Raw genomic sequence first — 15,545 nt, 5'->3', positions numbered from 1 at the left:
TCTCAGGACAGGTGTTTGCGTGAAGGCAGAAAAATCGTCATTAGCCCTGCCATGATGCACAGTACTCCTGCCAGCGCTTTCACTGAAAATGTTCCCTGCCAGCCGGGCAGGATCATTGAGGCAACCCACACCAGCACATAGCTCAGGCTGAGTAGGGCATAGGCTTTGCTCAGCGCGAGTTGGTGTAGGGCTTTATGCCAGCAAATAACCGACAGCAAATACCCTGCCAGCCCGGCATATAAAGCAAACGCACCAAAACTGACAGAGAATACGGCGGAGATGAACGCCAGCGGCTGCAGCATTGGCGGCAGATTATCCATTGCAAAGCCGAGGCTCAACTGGGCGATGGAGGTGATCATCACGCTACATAATCCCCAAAATACGCCCATTACACTGCACTCCCAAGAATAAATATGCCGGTAATGATTAGCCCAACGCCCAGCCAGTGGCGTGTGGTGACGGGTTCGCGCCAGATTTTCCATGCGGCGAGAGTAACCCAGACAAAGTTAAGGCTCAGCATGGGATAGGCAATACCGACAGGAATGTTTTGTAAAACCGCCAGCCATAGCAGCATGGCCAGACCGAGGCTTGCCAGAGCAAGCCCAATCCATTGCGTAATGTAGCGTTTTCGCGCACGAACAGACACCGGTCGGGTCGCCTGCTTCTGGCATAGCTGGCCGCAGACGCTGAGCAGGCTGGCGAGGACTAAGGCTATCCAGATCATTTGGGCCGATACTGAATCAGGACCAGACGCCCCTGATTATCAATGTAGTCAGCGGGAGGGATGGCAAGCTGATTAATATCTTCATTCTTATCAATCGAGAGCACGAGCGTAATGTTTCCTTGTTGACGATGTTGTGCTAACCAGTCGGCAAAATTCTCCCGACTGACAAAGCGGCCTTGAGCATCCGGGTAGTTGAGACCGTATTTTAACTCGCCCGTTTGTCCGTACATCATGATGTCGTCGCGCTTCAGGCTCCAGGCCAGTCCCGCAGCGACGCCAACGCTGTCGGTGAGAATATAACGGCTCGGCTCCAGCGATTCTTTGGTCATCTCGACAAAAAACTGCGGCTGTTTAGATTCCATCACCCGGTCAGGAATGGAGAAGCCAAATAACAGCGCCAGCCCTAATGGGCATAGTGCTGCGAATTTCCAGTTCTTCTCGCGGTTATTTAGCGTATACCAGCCAAAAAGCGTCCAGATGATAAAAATGCCCCAGGCACAAAAAACCTTATACGTTTCGATATGCGACCAGACCGGCGTCTTCAATGGTCCCAGCGTGGAAACAATAAACGTAGCGACGATGCCGACGACACCAAATAGCACGTTGATCCAGCCATTGATGCGCAGGGATGCTGAGTCTTTTTCCGCAGCCTGCAGGCCGAAGCGCGCCGTTAATATCGCCAGCGGCGCGAAGCAGGAAAGAATATAGGTCGGCAGTTTTCCTTTCGCGATGCTGAAAAACAGGATTGGCATAATAATCCAGCTTAACAGGTACAGAGCACTGCGCGGAACATCCCGCTCACGCCAGCCCGTACGCAGCGCGCCGGGAAGCAGACCGAGCCACGGTAATGTGCCTGCCACAAATATCGGGATGTAGTACCAGATAGGAGCCTTATGCTGGGCATCATCCTGCGCAAAGCGCTGAATATGTTCAACCCAGAAGAAGTAATGCCAGAAATCCGGCTCGCGTTGTGCAATCGCTATACCCCACGGTAGTACGATCGCGATGCAGCCGATCACCGCCAGCAGACCGTAGAGAATGAGGTCTTTCCAACGCTTTTGGGCAAAAACCCATGGTAATACGCTAAGCACAGGGACGGCGAGTGCCAGAAAACCTTTGGTCATTACACCCATACCGCAGGTCAGCCCAAGCAACAAAAAAGCGATGATTTTGCGTGTTCTGGTGGTGGCCTGCATGCCTTCCCAAAAACAGCACATGCCCGCCATCAGCCAAAGCGCTATGATGGGATCAAGTACCGCGTAGGTGCCGATGCTGTAAACCGAAAAAAACGTTAAAAAGATAGCGGAGGAGAGTACGGCGGTACGCTTATCATGCCACAGTCGCATGGCAAGCCAGGCTACCAGTAATGCGGTCAACAAAGTGGCAAAAATAGCCCCCGCTCTGACACCAAAATTGTTTGCGCCAAACAGCCATTGTCCGATGCTGTTCAACCAGTATCCGGCAATTGGTTTTTCAAAATAACGCAGCCCTAAAAAGTGTGGAACGATCCAGTCACCAGAGTTGAGCATTTCCCGGCTGATTTCAGCATAGCGCGTTTCATCAGGCTGCCAGAGCATACGGCTGTTGATAGGTAAAATAAAATACAGTGCGATTAAAGCGATAAATGCCAGAGTGTAGCGGGCAGCAGGTTTCATGGTGTCACACTCACCGGTTGTTGGCAGCCGAGCCATCCCTCTCTGCCGGGTATTTTTCCACGTACGATCTGTCCTAACGGCAGCGTACTGATGTCGTCAGGTAACAGCTCGCCAAGCGGGCAGAATGTCATCCCCATGTCCGCGGCGCGAGTAAGCAGCTCGTCAAAGTTCTGATGAAAGGCGATGCCTTCAACTTCCGCATGAATGGTGTACACCGGTGTTCCTCTGCTCATCTGGATGTGGGAGAGAATATAGGAGTTGAAGTCCACCGCCTGGACCTCCTGACCAACCACTTCATCCCATGTTGGTAGGGTGACGGGAATTTGTGGCGTCCCCGTTTTCCCGGATTCCAGCACCGGACGAAATAACGACGTTCCCCGACAGTCACTGTTATAGCGCAGATGGAATGCTTCTTTGGCATGGACGACACGGTTGTCGGCACGCCATCCGGCAACGGCAGAGCAGGTGACTGGCTGACCGATGATGGCTTCAAGTGTGGTGATACCTTGCGAAATATCATCAATCAGCTGTTTGTCATTCCAGTTTCCGCTTCGCGCCTGCCAGGCGTGATGATCCCAGGCATGCAAACCGGTTTCATGAATCTGGGCGGTTTGTGCAATGATTGCTGCGTTGGCCTGGCCGATCTCTTTTCCCGGCCATGCGGTTCCCGCCAATAAAATATCCCATCCGTAGAGCGATGCTGCGTTTGAACGCAGCATTTTCCACAGAAATTGCGGCTTCACAAGACGCCAGAGATGGCGTCCCATGTTGTCAGGCCCAACGCTAAAGAAAAAACTTGCCCGAACGTTATGTCGGTTTAATGTCTCCAGCAGGCGGGGCACGCCTTCGCGCGTCCCCCTGAATGTATCGACATCAATGCGCAAGCCTACTTTGGTCATGATGTGTGTTCCGTGATATCCACACTGCGTAAGAAGAAGTCCAGCGTCTCTTCTACCGTTTCCTGCATCTCAATGGTCGGTTCCCAGTTCAGGCAGCGTTTTGCGTTGCGAATGTTAGGCTTACGATGCTCAACGTCTTGATAACCTTTACCGTAGTAGCTGCTGCTTTCGACGTCACGGAAACCGGCAAACGGCGGGAACTGGTTACGCAACGGATGTTTTTCAAAGCAGGAAAGCAGCATTTCTGCCAGTTCCTGAATACTTGCTTCGTTCTGTGGATTACCGATGTTGATAATCTCACCGTCACAGCGGCCGCCTTCGTTTTCAATGATGCGGTACAGAGCTTCGATACCATCGCGAATGTCGGTAAAGCAGCGTTTTTGCTTACCGCCTTCAATCAGCTTGATCGGTGAACCTTCCACGAGGTTGAGGATCAGCTGTGTAATGGCGCGTGAGCTGCCGATACGCGCGGCGTTAAGGCTGTCCAGACGCGGTCCCATCCAGTTAAACGGGCGGAACAGGGTGAAGCGCAATCCCTCTTTTTCGCCGTACGCCCAGATAACACGGTCCAGCAGCTGCTTGGATACGGAGTAGATCCAGCGTGGTTTATTGACCGGACCGACGATCAGATTCGAACTGTCTTCATCAAAGACTTTGTCGGTACACATGCCGTAGACTTCGGAGGTTGACGGGAAAATGATGCGCTTGCGGTATTTCACGCAGTAACGAATGATTTTCAGGTTCTCTTCGAAATCGAGCTCAAATACGCGCAGCGGGTTGCGGGTATATTCGATAGGCGTTGCGATCGCTACCAGCGGCAGCACAACGTCGCATTTTTTCACATGATATTCAATCCATTCGGAGTGAATGCTGATATCACCTTCGACAAAATGGAATCGCGGATGTTGCAGGAAACGCCCAATGGCGTCGCTGCCAATATCGAGTCCATACACTTCGTAATTATCTTCTTGCAGCAGGCGCTCGGTCAGATGGTTACCAATGAAGCCGTTAACGCCGAGGATCAGTACGCGAGTACGGCGTTTGCTGGTGGTCACTGACTGGCTGTTCAGGCGAGAACCTGGCACCAGACCCAGAACTTGCGCCAGTTGTGAACCCTGCATTGCAATACCATCGCCAGCTTGTCCGGTAATAATCTCCAGTGCGCCATCGGCACAGGCGATCAGTAAAGGAGACACGGAGATGACGGTACCCGGCTGGGCCGCAATGCCGTTTGTGCAAACGCGCGATGACCAGACGGTGAACTTTTGCGTGCCAACATAGCTAAATGCGCCCGGCCACGGATCGCTGACGGCACGGACCTGGTTATGTAACTCCGCGGCAGGTTTGTTCCAGTCGAGGAAGCTATCTTCCGGCGTACGGCGACCAAAACAGGTAGCATCTGCATCCTGTTGAGGGAATTCGGAGTAACTTCCCGCGTTGATGGCCGGCAGTGTCTGCTCCAGCAGGTGACGCGCAGCCTGGCACAATTTATGGTGCAGTGTTAACGCCACATCATCCGGTGAAATAGCAACGCGCTGCTGGGCAACTATGGCACCAGCATCCGCGCGTTTGACCATGCGGTGAAGTGTGACGCCCGTTTCGGTTTCACCATTGACCAATACCCAGTTCAATGGCGCGCGACCACGGTATTTCGGCAGCAGCGAGCCGTGCAGATTAAATGCACCCTTAGGGGCAAGACTGAGGATCTCATCACTTAGTAAATGGCGATAGTAGAACGAGAAGATAACATCGGGTGCCAGTTGGCTAATGCGCTCAATCCACAGGGGATGATTAACCTCGTCTGGGGCGTAAACCGGAATACCGGCGCTGGCCGCGAGGCGGGAAACAGATCCAAAAAAAGCTTTTTCACCCGGGTTGTCGGTGTGCGTAAAAATGGCAGCGATTTCATAACCTGCATCCAACAAGGCCTGGACACCCTGACATCCCATATCGTGATAGGCAAATACGACGGCTTTCATGCGCGGTTTTCCTCGGTTAACTGCGTAGTTTGTGGGCGGATAACGTGTTGAACAAAATAGCGGGGGCGGGCGCGGACATCGTTATAGATGCGACCGATATATTCGCCGAGTAAACCCATGCCAATAAACTGTGCGCCGATAAAGGTAAACAGGACGGCAAACAGCATGAATACCCCCTCCGCTGCCCACTGTGGGCCGAGCGTCAGGCGCAGAACAACAAGCAGGACTGATAAGGTAAAGCCCGTGGCGGCGATCACGCTGCCCAACAGGCTCAACATGCGAAGCGGTGTTGTGGTAAGGCAAGTCACCAGGTCATACATCAGGTTGATCAGACGCATGAAGCTGTATTTGGAGTCACCAAATTCACGCTCTGCATGATGTACCGGGATCTCCGTGGCGCGACGGGCAAAAATGTTGGCCAGAATAGGGATAAAGGTGCTGCGCTCCTGGCAATGCAGCATGGCATCGACGATGTGACGGCGATAGGCGCGTAGCATGCAGCCGTAGTCGCCCATTGCTTTACCGGTGGTTCGTTGGATCAGATGGTTGATCATTCGTGAGGCGGTCTTACGAAATACGCTATCCTGACGGTTCTGGCGTACCGTGCCTACCACATCGAAACCCTCATCTGCAGTGGCGACCAACCGAGGGATCTCCTCCGGCGGGTTTTGCAAATCGGCATCCAGCGTGATGATCAAGTCTCCGGTGACATGGCTGAAACCGGCCATAATCGCCGAGTGCTGTCCGTAATTACGATTCAGTAAAATAGAGACAATATGGCTGTTCGGTGCCTGAGAGGCGTCCATCATCAACTGAGCGGAACGGTCGCTGCTGCCGTCGTCGATGAGCAGAATTTCATAGTCTTTGCCCAATTTTTCGCAGGCGGCGCTGGTGCGTCTGATTAACTCTGGCAGGCTTTCCTGTTCATTAAAAACGGGAATAACAACCGAGACTTTTTTAATCAATGTGGCTTCAAACATGCTCATTGTCCTGCTATCTCGCGAAGCGCCGTAATGACCCGCTGAGTGTCATCATCGGTCATGTCAGGGAATAACGGCAGCGAGCAGATGCGCGCGCTGTTCCATTCAGTATTTGGGAGCGAAAGGGTAGTGAAGCGTTCGCGATAATATTTTTGCGTATGGGCCGCACGAAAATGCAGACCGGTGCCGATATCTTTGGTCTTCAGCGTTTCCATCAGGGCATCTCTGCTCAACCCGCAGCGCGTTTCATCAACACGAATGATGAATAAGTGCCAGGCATGAACGTGCGACCACTGCGGTAGGCTCAGCGGCTGGAATGGCGTATCGGCCAGCGCTTTTTGATAGTGCTGGGCAATTTGCGCCCGGCGTGAGTTCAGTTGCTCCAGCTTATTGAGCTGTACCAGCGCAATAGCGGCGTTAATATCCGTCAGGTTGTATTTGTATCCAGGTGCAAGCACTTCGGCTTGTGGTGCCCGGCCGTAGGTTTGTCGATCAAAAGCATCAACGCCCAGACCGTGAAACTTCAGGCTGCGAAGCCGCTGAGCGAGCTGGCTGTCGTCGGTAACGATCAGTCCACCTTCCGCACAGGTGATATTTTTAATAGCGTGAAACGAGAAGATTGCCGTGCCGCGAGCACCGACATGACGGCCCTTATACAATGTCCCTACGGCATGGGCTGCGTCTTCTATTACCGGGATTCCATAACGCTCGCCAATGGCATAAATTGCGTCGAGGTCGGCGGGGGCGCCAGCATAATGTACTGGAACAATGGCTTTGGTTCGTGGGGTAATAGCGGCTTCAATTTGCTCAGGTGTCACCATAAGCGTATCGCGGTCGACGTCGATCATGACGGGCGATGCACCCAGCAGCACAATCATGTTGAGGGTAGAAACCCACGTCATCGACGGCGTTATGACCTCGTCGCCTGCACCAATGCCCAGCGCCATCAGCGTAATGTGCATTCCTGCAGTGGCGGAGCAAACGGCGACGGCATGCTTATTCCCCGTGAGCTGGCAAAAAGCATCTTCCAACTGTTGATTTTTCGGGCCGGTGGTTATCCATCCAGAGTCCAGAACCGCCTTCACTGCGGCAAGTTCTTCAGCGCCCATGGCTGGGCGAGAGAAAGGCAAAAAGTCAGACATCATTATTCCTTCAAGCCATTTAACGCCACCGAAGTTTTATTTTTAGTGATAAACAGGGGCGTCGTTAATTATTTCATCAGGCTACAAAGGTTAATGGCTGAAGGTTAATTTATCCTTAAGAGTTTAAGGTTTGAGAACGATAGCTAAATAGAGGTGTTTTTATGTTTATCTTAATGAAATTAAGTGTCTTTTTAGGTTTTTGCGACATTGCTGTTTGCTATAAGTTGATGAGTGCAATGCCGCTATTCAGAATGTTAATTATATGCCGTTATTAAAATGATAACCTACAGTAACCCTTTTAAGGTTAACGTTTTACGCGTGGCGATATTTAAATCGTAGGCACTGAGATCTTCCGGTTTAACCCAGGCGAATGCCTGGAACTCTTCGTTAATCTTCACTTCACGATTCGCCGCGACACAATCGAAGATAAGATAAATCATGTAAATCTCTTCCTGACTGCCATCAGCATAGGTTTTAGTGCGAATATCATCACTGAAGGTCCAGGGGGTAATTTCTGATAACACCAGTTGCTCGCCCAGCTCTTCCCTCACTTCACGGCGCAGAGCTTCTTCAATACGTTCACCCGGTTCAACACCGCCGCCAGAAAGCGCCCACTGACCGGGAAACACACCGCGGTCATCAGCCATTTTGCAGAGTAAATAACAGCCATCGTTTTGAATTAATGGGCAAACAATCGTTCTTTGGCGCATCAGTCGAGTCCTTGTTGGGGAGGTAGAGAAAATTCCGTCATGCACGCATCTTACCTTTTGCTGGCGGCAGAAAAAATGTTTCATCGGTGATCAAGAGCGCTTTGGCAGGGAAAACAGGATGTTTGTTGAAAATGACGTTCTGGGACGTCCAACTGTGTAATTGGCACAAGAATTTAACCTTAAATAAATCTTGTGAGTAGTATTTAGTTACAATATGTCATTGCATCGCTTTTTTAGCTCATTGATTCCTCGCCATCTGACAGTACAATTCATCGGTTTTGGGGCTATGTTTTGATTCTTGCTGGAAAGGATAGAAAATGAAAAAAAGTTTAATGTTGGGTTTTGCCGGAATGCTGTTTGTTTCCGCGTCGGCGAGCGCGATTAGCATCAGCGGCCAGGCTGGCGAAGACTACACCAACCTGGGATTCGGTATGGGCACTGAGAGTACTGGTCTGGCCGTCAGCGGTAACTGGATGCATAACGATGACGACGGTGATGTTGCCGGGCTGGGTTTAGGTTTGAATATCCCACTGGGGCCGCTAATGGCGACCGTTGGTGGTAAAGGTGTTTATACTAATCCAAACGATGGCGATGAAGGCTATGCTGCTGCTGTCGGTGGTGGTTTACAATGGCCAATTGGCGATAGCTTCCGTCTGTTTGGTGAGTATTATTACTCTCCTGATTCACTTTCCAGCGGTATCGACAGCTATGAAGAAGCGAATGCCGGTGCGCGTCTGACCATTATGCGTCCGCTGAGCATCGAAGCCGGTTATCGTTACCTGAACCTGGCAGGCAAAGACGGCAACCGTGATAACGCGATTGCTGATGGCCCGTACGTTGGGGTTAACGCCAGCTTCTAACATTTCTGGCGCGGCGTTCAGTCGCGCCTTCCCCCCTCCATGCGTTATAGTGTTTTCATCATAAAAGCAGGAGAACACGATGTTAAACGTGGAGATGCTATCCACAGGGGATGAAGTGTTGCACGGACAAATCGTCGACACCAATGCCGCCTGGCTGGCCGATTTTTTCTTTAATCAGGGTTTACCGCTAACACGCCGCAACACGGTAGGTGACAATCTTAACGATTTGGTCGCCGTTTTGCGTGAGCGTAGCGAGCACGCCGATGTACTGATCGTTAATGGCGGTCTGGGACCTACCAGCGATGATTTGAGCGCGCTGGCAGCGGCAACGGCAAAAGGCGAAGGGCTGGTGCTGCATGAAGCATGGCTGGCCGAGATGGAGCGATATTTCCGCGATCGTGGCCGCGTGATGGCGCCGAGCAACCGCAAACAGGCTGAACTTCCGGCCAGCGCTGAGTTTATCAATAATCCGGTGGGTACCGCGTGTGGGTTCGCCCTGAAGCTTAACCGCTGCCTGATGTTCTTTACACCGGGTGTACCGTCAGAATTCAAAGTCATGGTGGAGCATGAGATCCTGCCTCGTTTGCGTGAGCGTTTCTCTTTGGCTCAGCCCCCGTTATGCCTGCGATTAACCACCTTTGGCCGTTCTGAAAGCGACCTGGCGCAGAGCCTGGATCCGCTCCCGTTGCCACCGGGAGTGACAATGGGCTACCGCTCCTCAATGCCGATTATTGAGCTGAAGCTGACCGGGCCGGATTCCCAACGGGAAGCGATGCTGGCGCTGTGGCCAGAAGTTAAGCGGGTTGCCGGGCAGAATATGATTTTTGAAGGTACGGAAGGCTTACCCGCGCAAATCGCCCGCACGTTGCAAGAACGGCAATTCAGCCTGACGCTGAGCGAACAATTCACCGGTGGTCTGGTGGCATTGCAGCTTTCTCGTGCGAATGCTCCGTTATTGGCGAGTGAAGTGGTTCCGCCCCAGGAAGAAACGCTGGCGCAAACGGCGCATTGGATAACCGAGCGACGCAGCAAGCATTATGCTGGATTAGCACTCGCTATATCGGCTTTCGAAAACGAACATATTAACTTTGCGCTGGCCACGGCTGATGGGACACACGCCTTGCGCGTACGGCTGAATGCAAATCGCTACAGCCTGGCGATTCGTCAGGAAGTGTGCGCGATGATGGCGCTAAATATGCTGCGCCGCTGGCTTAACAATCTGGAAATCGCTAGCGAACACGGCTGGATCGAAGTGGTTGAGTCGTTGACGATTTAATCACAGATTGGGAAGGCTAAATGCCTTCCCAATCTGGCTCATGCGGTGGTATCGCCAGGCAATAGCCCGGTAATTAACTGAACTAAATCACGATCAATACCTTGTTCCAGCATTATGTGAGCGATACGTAAGGCTTCTTCTTGCGTACCTTTTTGCACCCCTTGTTCTAACCCTTGCTGTATCCCTTCTTGCAGTCCATTTTGGTGGCCTTCCTGCCTGAGCCTCTCTGCAATTGTCATCAGCTTCTCCTTGTGATGGGGGGATCGTTCGGCAACTTCGCGGATAAACTCACTGACGCGAGAAACGTCGCCGTACCGTATCAGGTAATTAAATAGCGTTTGTAGCTGGCTGTCATTAGCAGTGCTTGTAACTAATAGCGAGACCAGGCGGTCCACTAACCCCATTAAATCACGATCGCGGATATGTTTTTGCATCAACTCAAGCAGCGCAACCCCGCGATGCTGCGCGATTTCATCGTCAGGTATTACGGTAATGTCGACCAGCGGAAAAGCCTCTGAATACAGTTGTCGTGCCAGTTGCGGATTTTCAAATTCATCCAGCCAGTTGAGTGACCAGGGATAGGGACTTTGTTGACCATGATAAAACAACATGGGGATCACCAGCGGCAGCGTTTTATTGCCGGCATCAAGATGATGCTGCATCGCCGCGGTGGCATAACGCATCAGGCGAAATGCCATATGCGGTACCGCGGTACTCTGATGTTCAATAACACAATAAATATAGCCCTGACCTTCGCGGGTTTTTAGTGACCACACTACGTCGGAGTAGTATGCGCGGAGATCCTGCTCGATAAAACTGGTGGACTCCAGCTTCAGCGTTTGTAAATCACATATCTCACGTAATGCGATGGGAAGGTGTATATCCAGAAAATCCCGAGCCATCTCAGGGTAAGACATTATCTTTTTAAAAACGGCATCATGCGGTATAGATGTAGTGGATTTAGCCATGGTAGTCCGTCACCAGAAAGAGAAGATGGCGTGACGGTATCCACTTTTAATATGCGCTGCATGCGGGAAATGTGTTCTTTGCGTGGGTGAATCAGAGATAAATACGTCCGACTGCAACGTATTCAATTAAGCGGAACGGGCTACGCAAAAATGCCCGGTAGCAAATGCTACCGGGCAACAGAGTTAACCCAACGCTTTGGCAAGCAGGGTGATAGGATGTTCGCAGCGTTTGCTTGTAGACATCTCAATCTGCCATTTACAGGTTTCGCAGTCGGTGACGACGATATCAGCGCCGCTTTCTTCAATTTGGCGGAATAACGGTGCGCCAATAGACTGTGACGTCGGATAGTTTTCCTTTTTAAAGCCGTAAGTCCCGGCAATCCCGCAACACTGAGAATCCAGCACCGTCAGCTCCAGCCCTGGAATTTGTCGCAGTAGCTCCAGCGTATAGAGCGTCCAGCCCATTTTCTCCATGTGACATGGCGTGTGATAGACCACCTTCAGCGGCAGCGTTTTCAGCGGCAGCGTTTTACCTTCATCCAGCTTGCGCCATAGCCAGCGGGTTGCCAGTTCAATGTGTTCACGCAGGCCTGAGTTGTCGACATCCAGCACTTCCGGATATTCATCACGTAGCGCAAAGGTACAGGTTGATGAGGTGGCGATCACCGGAATGCCTTTGCCATCAATCGCCTCTCTGAGTGAGGCCACGTTGCTTACTGCCTGCTTACGCGCTTTATCGGTAAAACCGTTGGCAATCAGCGGCACGCCGCAGCATTTCTCTTTACTCAGCAGTTGCACGCCAGTACCCATCGCATTCAACACCTTGATCAGGTCTTTGCCGAGCTGGGGATGGTTGTAATTCACAAAACAGCCGTGGAAAAAGGCGACCTGATCCTGATACTGCGCCTGCTGTGCGGCAACGCTGCGATACCAGCGGCGGAAGGTGCCAAAGGAGTACTTCGGCAGCGTACGGCGATGATCGATTTTTAGCGCGTAATCCAGCAGTTGACGCACCGGTTTTAAAGAGGTGGCGGTATTCACTATTGGGGCGAAGGGGGTGGATACGCTACCCATTAAATCGGTATGGCTTAAGACAAAGTTACGCAACGATGGGCGCGTCGTGTCGTATTTGGCGCGCGCGCGCTGGATAATATCGCCGATTTTCACGTCTGACGGACAGGCCACTTCGCAGCGTTTACAGTTGATGCAGTATTTCAGCGCGTCGTCATATAGCGCGCCATCTTTCAGGCGCAGACGTTCACCGTCCGGGCCGGCCTGCTTAGGACCCGGGTAGCTCGGATTGACGCGGCTTACCGGGCAGGCGGTGGTGCACACCGTACATTTGATACAACTTTCAAAACGTGTGTCGCTCATTGCTGTCCTCCTGCACGTTTCGCAATATGATGCGCGGCATGTAAGGCGCTAACTGCGCACACGCCGCCTCCGCAACCCTGGGCGATAGGGTCGAATCCGCCGAGGACGGAACCAATGGCATACATGTTTTCTATCGTTTTTCCCGCCAGTGATGGGCGTAATGCGGAATCGGTAGTCACGCCAAACTGTTGCCACGGTTGTGGATCGAAAACATCACGCTGATACCACTCGGCGCGGGTAGCTGTTTGCTGTACATCCAGTCCCAGGATTGGTTCGTAGATTGCCTCACGCGTGGCGACCAGCCCGCTGCTGAAGAAACTGCCGCTGGCGAGCACGGCGAAACGTGGCCGCAAGGGGATATCGGCATGATTTCGGGTCCAGATTTCGCTGACCACGCCATCCTGACAGGTGATTTTTTTCACTTCATCACCCGGCATCCACACACCGCCCTGGCGCACAAACTGGCGCTGCAATTTGTTGTGCAAACGCATGCCCAGTACCGAAGGTGGTAGGGTCGGTAACAGTGTCAGAGAGCAGGGGAGGCGCTCGTTAAGCCACTGCCAGAGCCGCTCATCTGCCAGACCAAAGCATGCCGGCATGATTATCATGTCGCAGGTTTTTGCCATTGGCAGCAATGCGTCATAGAGCAGCGACCATTTATCTTCGTTATCCAGCAGGCGCGCAATATTAACGGCGCGAAACTCGGTTGGGTTATCACGCAGGACATCCAGCTCCGGTAGCTCGATTTCTGCTGTCTCGACGCTGAGATTGCGTTGGCGTAATGACGCCGCGGCGAGATGCGCCTGAAAATCCAGTAACCCGCTAATCCCTACAACGCAGATACGCTGTGCGGACAGAGGCCAGACCGGCACTTCCGGGGAACTTAACCAGGTTGAGCGCAGGGTGCCCAGCGGGGTAACACGTTGATGCGCCTGATGCACTTTGCCCTGCAAATGTGTTCCGCATTCTTCCAGCAAATTTTGCGCCTGCTGGGCCAGTTCCAGAACGTTCTGCGTTCCGATGGTGCTATACGGATGTGCGGGTGCCTGAGTGCGCAGCGCATTCAAACCCGCTTCTATATCCGTCACCGGTTGACCATCGGGTAAGCTGCTGAGCAAATCCAGTGAGCCGGAGGAAAAATGCAGGGCGCTTTGGCCGCGGGTAACAATCGTGCAGCGCAGTCCGCTTTTTTGCAGTTGCAGGCCACATAGCAGTCCGGCGAGGCCGCCGCCGATAATGACGGTATCAAATTTCATCCTGGTGCTCCTTTTCCAGACCACACAACCCTTGATAAACCCAGCGCGTGAATTCGCTTTCGCGCAGCGCATCTCCCCAGGCGATAGGCTGCACGCCTTTCCAGCGTTCGTTGAGGAAGTCGGAAAGCTGGGTAATGGACTGCGCTGCGGTAGTGACATTGAAACGTTGCAGCAAACCTGCGGCGCGACAGGCACACAATTCGCCCTGGCAGGTCCCCATTCCAACACGGGTACGGCGACGCAAATCGAGCAGGCTGTTGACGGTTAAATTCTCGACGGCGTATTGCACTTCGCCTGCGGTGACTGCTTCGCATTCACAGACCAGACTGCGGTGCTGGCGGCCTTCGCTAAGCCACGCAGGGGTGCGATCGCCGTGACGGTAGACCGCCGAGCCGCGCAGTGGAGCTGGCAATGAGATCACGCGTTTAAGCGTATGCTCGGTAGATTCCTGTGAGCCAGGCAGCGCGGTGTCTGCCGTTGTGCAAGGCTGGGTATTGCCCAGCTTACGGCAAACGGCATCGGTGGCCCATTCCGCCATCAGGCGGTAGGTCATCAGTTTGCCGCCGGTAATGGTGATAAACCCTTCCAGTCCGTCACGTTCAGCGTGATCGAACAGTACAATCCCACGGCTGACGTTACGACCGCTTGGGTCGTCGTCGCTGGCCACCAGCGGGCGTACGCCAGAATAGGCGCGTAAAATGCGCGTTTTCGCCATAATCGGCGCCAGCTTCTCGCCTTCACGCAGCAGAATATCGACCTCTTCTGCGGTGACGCGGTTGCTGTCGATATCGTCGTAATCAATGTGCTGTGAGGTGGTACCGATCAGTGAAATGGTATCGCCAGGCACCAGAATATCGGCGTCAGAGGGCTTACGGCAGCGGTTAATGACATGCTGGTTAATGCGATGATCCATAATCAGCAACGAACCTTTGGCCGGGAACATACGGATGCTCAGATCGGCATATTCCGCAATGCGTTGACCCCAGATCCCAGCGGCGTTGACGACAACCGGTGCATGCAGGGACTGCATTTCGCCTGTCAGATGATTGCGCACGTTAACGCCGCAAACCGTTGCGCCTTCGCGGATCAGTCCCGTCACTTCATGCGCCGTTAAGATAACCGCGCCATTCTCACGCGCATCCAGCATGTTAGCTGCTGTTAAGCGGAAAGGATCGACCGTGCCGTCTGGTACTTTTACTGCACCAATCAGCTGTGGATTCACAGAAGGTTCGATAATACGTGCCTGCTGAGGGTCAATCGCTTCTGCGCGAATCCCTGCCTCTTCACAGGCGCGAATAAAGGTGGCCTGGAAGGACAGCTCATCCTCCGGCAGAGTAATAAACAGACCGTCCGTTGGCTCAACGCAATGACGGGCGATACGTTTCAGAATTTGGTTTTCGCTGATGCACTCACGGGCAGATTCAGCGTCGGTGACGGCGTAGCGTGCACCGCTGTGCAGCAGACCGTGGTTGCGCCCGGTCGCACCTGTGGCGATATCGTGGCGTTCCACTAAGATGACGCGCAACCCGCGCAGCGCACAGTCACGTGCGATCCCTGCACCTGTTGCTCCTCCACCAATGATAATCACGTCACTTGTTTGCGAGTCGCGAGTTTTCATTGTTTTTCCTCACAGTTCGTTTTTTATCATTTAGCCACATAAAAAACATGGATTGTTTGATTTCGCGCATAATCGCTCATTATTCGAAAATGAAACGTGATTCC

The 15,545-nt window shown here is 52.8% G+C and carries 14 protein-coding genes; 2 read left to right on the top strand and 12 right to left on the bottom strand.

Annotated features, from left to right (window positions below):
• Positions 1 to 2 precede the first annotated feature (2 nt).
• The 8 genes from arnF to nudI all read right to left on the bottom strand — a co-directional run bounded on the left by arnF (position 3) and on the right by nudI (position 8,089).
• Complete coding sequence (gene arnF / locus OGX83_RS16510; RefSeq protein ID WP_267439125.1) at positions 3 to 389, bottom strand: 4-amino-4-deoxy-L-arabinose-phosphoundecaprenol flippase subunit ArnF; 387 nt, start codon at positions 387 to 389, stop codon at positions 3 to 5.
• Positions 389 to 724 carry a 4-amino-4-deoxy-L-arabinose-phosphoundecaprenol flippase subunit ArnE gene (gene arnE, locus OGX83_RS16505; protein ID WP_003834709.1) on the bottom strand — a complete coding sequence of 112 codons (336 nt, stop codon included), beginning with the start codon at positions 722 to 724 and terminating at the stop codon, positions 389 to 391. Before arnE ends, arnF begins: the two co-directional genes overlap by 1 nt.
• Complete coding sequence (gene arnT / locus OGX83_RS16500) at positions 721 to 2,379, bottom strand: lipid IV(A) 4-amino-4-deoxy-L-arabinosyltransferase (protein WP_286588805.1); 1,659 nt, start codon at positions 2,377 to 2,379, stop codon at positions 721 to 723. Before arnT ends, arnE begins: the two co-directional genes overlap by 4 nt.
• The gene (gene arnD, locus OGX83_RS16495) at positions 2,376 to 3,278 is read right to left on the bottom strand and encodes a 4-deoxy-4-formamido-L-arabinose-phosphoundecaprenol deformylase (protein ID WP_079934568.1); all 903 of its coding nucleotides are present in this window, start codon (positions 3,276 to 3,278) and stop codon (positions 2,376 to 2,378) included. Before arnD ends, arnT begins: the two co-directional genes overlap by 4 nt.
• A complete protein-coding gene (gene arnA, locus OGX83_RS16490; RefSeq protein ID WP_286588590.1) occupies positions 3,275 to 5,257 on the bottom strand; it encodes a bifunctional UDP-4-amino-4-deoxy-L-arabinose formyltransferase/UDP-glucuronic acid oxidase ArnA in 1,983 nt (660 codons plus the stop codon). Before arnA ends, arnD begins: the two co-directional genes overlap by 4 nt.
• The gene (gene arnC, locus OGX83_RS16485) at positions 5,254 to 6,237 is read right to left on the bottom strand and encodes an undecaprenyl-phosphate 4-deoxy-4-formamido-L-arabinose transferase (protein WP_286588588.1); all 984 of its coding nucleotides are present in this window, start codon (positions 6,235 to 6,237) and stop codon (positions 5,254 to 5,256) included. The genes arnA and arnC overlap by 4 nt, the downstream gene beginning before the upstream one ends.
• A 2-nt stretch (positions 6,238 to 6,239) precedes the next feature.
• Positions 6,240 to 7,379 carry a UDP-4-amino-4-deoxy-L-arabinose aminotransferase gene (gene arnB, locus OGX83_RS16480; protein ID WP_286588586.1) on the bottom strand — a complete coding sequence of 380 codons (1,140 nt, stop codon included), beginning with the start codon at positions 7,377 to 7,379 and terminating at the stop codon, positions 6,240 to 6,242.
• Positions 7,380 to 7,663: 284 nt separating this feature from the next.
• The gene (gene nudI, locus OGX83_RS16475) at positions 7,664 to 8,089 is read right to left on the bottom strand and encodes a nucleoside triphosphatase NudI (protein ID WP_048215870.1); all 426 of its coding nucleotides are present in this window, start codon (positions 8,087 to 8,089) and stop codon (positions 7,664 to 7,666) included.
• Between the two features lie 317 nt (positions 8,090 to 8,406).
• Between nudI and OGX83_RS16470 the strand changes: the two genes are divergently transcribed.
• Together OGX83_RS16470 and OGX83_RS16465 are read left to right on the top strand one after the other, a co-directional pair.
• Positions 8,407 to 8,949 carry a YfaZ family outer membrane protein gene (locus OGX83_RS16470; RefSeq protein ID WP_048215871.1) on the top strand — a complete coding sequence of 181 codons (543 nt, stop codon included), beginning with the start codon at positions 8,407 to 8,409 and terminating at the stop codon, positions 8,947 to 8,949.
• 79 nt (positions 8,950 to 9,028) lie between these two features.
• Positions 9,029 to 10,225, top strand: coding sequence for a nicotinamide mononucleotide deamidase-related protein YfaY (locus OGX83_RS16465; protein ID WP_149607663.1), 1,197 nt, complete (start codon positions 9,029 to 9,031; stop codon positions 10,223 to 10,225).
• Between the two features lie 38 nt (positions 10,226 to 10,263).
• Here OGX83_RS16465 and OGX83_RS16460 read toward each other — a convergent pair whose 3' ends face one another.
• From OGX83_RS16460 to glpA, 4 genes are all read right to left on the bottom strand, one after another.
• Entirely contained in the window at positions 10,264 to 11,193 is a 930-nt protein-coding gene (locus OGX83_RS16460) for an Rpn family recombination-promoting nuclease/putative transposase (RefSeq protein ID WP_220394880.1), read from the bottom strand.
• 183 nt (positions 11,194 to 11,376) lie between these two features.
• The gene (gene glpC / locus OGX83_RS16455; RefSeq protein WP_003834686.1) at positions 11,377 to 12,567 is read right to left on the bottom strand and encodes an anaerobic glycerol-3-phosphate dehydrogenase subunit GlpC; all 1,191 of its coding nucleotides are present in this window, start codon (positions 12,565 to 12,567) and stop codon (positions 11,377 to 11,379) included.
• Positions 12,564 to 13,823, bottom strand: a complete 1,260-nt coding sequence (glpB, locus tag OGX83_RS16450) for a glycerol-3-phosphate dehydrogenase subunit GlpB (protein ID WP_103014185.1) — start codon at positions 13,821 to 13,823, stop codon at positions 12,564 to 12,566. The genes glpC and glpB overlap by 4 nt, the downstream gene beginning before the upstream one ends.
• On the bottom strand, positions 13,813 to 15,441 hold the full coding sequence (gene glpA / locus OGX83_RS16445; RefSeq protein WP_100272091.1) for an anaerobic glycerol-3-phosphate dehydrogenase subunit A: 1,629 nt from the start codon (positions 15,439 to 15,441) through the stop codon (positions 13,813 to 13,815). Before glpA ends, glpB begins: the two co-directional genes overlap by 11 nt.
• Between the last annotated feature and the right edge of the window lie 104 nt (positions 15,442 to 15,545).

This window comes from Citrobacter sp. Cpo074 (genome assembly GCF_030332745.1).
Classification (GTDB): Bacteria; Pseudomonadota; Gammaproteobacteria; order Enterobacterales; family Enterobacteriaceae; genus Citrobacter; species Citrobacter portucalensis.
This window is presented reverse-complemented; position numbering and strand designations above follow the sequence as displayed.

What these genes read in the sequence shown, in the direction of transcription:
- arnF (WP_267439125.1), bottom strand. Translation starts at nt 389, where the DNA reads ATGGGCGTATTTTGGGGATTATGTAGCGTGATGATCACCTCCATCGCC.
- arnE (WP_003834709.1), bottom strand. Translation starts at nt 724, where the DNA reads ATGATCTGGATAGCCTTAGTCCTCGCCAGCCTGCTCAGCGTCTGCGGC.
- arnT (WP_286588805.1), bottom strand. Translation starts at nt 2,379, where the DNA reads ATGAAACCTGCTGCCCGCTACACTCTGGCATTTATCGCTTTAATCGCA.
- arnD (WP_079934568.1), bottom strand. Translation starts at nt 3,278, where the DNA reads ATGACCAAAGTAGGCTTGCGCATTGATGTCGATACATTCAGGGGGACG.
- arnA (WP_286588590.1), bottom strand. Translation starts at nt 5,257, where the DNA reads ATGAAAGCCGTCGTATTTGCCTATCACGATATGGGATGTCAGGGTGTC.
- arnC (WP_286588588.1), bottom strand. Translation starts at nt 6,237, where the DNA reads ATGTTTGAAGCCACATTGATTAAAAAAGTCTCGGTTGTTATTCCCGTT.
- arnB (WP_286588586.1), bottom strand. Translation starts at nt 7,379, where the DNA reads ATGTCTGACTTTTTGCCTTTCTCTCGCCCAGCCATGGGCGCTGAAGAA.
- nudI (WP_048215870.1), bottom strand. Translation starts at nt 8,089, where the DNA reads ATGCGCCAAAGAACGATTGTTTGCCCATTAATTCAAAACGATGGCTGT.
- OGX83_RS16470 (WP_048215871.1), top strand. Translation starts at nt 8,407, where the DNA reads ATGAAAAAAAGTTTAATGTTGGGTTTTGCCGGAATGCTGTTTGTTTCC.
- OGX83_RS16465 (WP_149607663.1), top strand. Translation starts at nt 9,029, where the DNA reads ATGTTAAACGTGGAGATGCTATCCACAGGGGATGAAGTGTTGCACGGA.
- OGX83_RS16460 (WP_220394880.1), bottom strand. Translation starts at nt 11,193, where the DNA reads ATGGCTAAATCCACTACATCTATACCGCATGATGCCGTTTTTAAAAAG.
- glpC (WP_003834686.1), bottom strand. Translation starts at nt 12,567, where the DNA reads ATGAGCGACACACGTTTTGAAAGTTGTATCAAATGTACGGTGTGCACC.
- glpB (WP_103014185.1), bottom strand. Translation starts at nt 13,823, where the DNA reads ATGAAATTTGATACCGTCATTATCGGCGGCGGCCTCGCCGGACTGCTA.
- glpA (WP_100272091.1), bottom strand. Translation starts at nt 15,441, where the DNA reads ATGAAAACTCGCGACTCGCAAACAAGTGACGTGATTATCATTGGTGGA.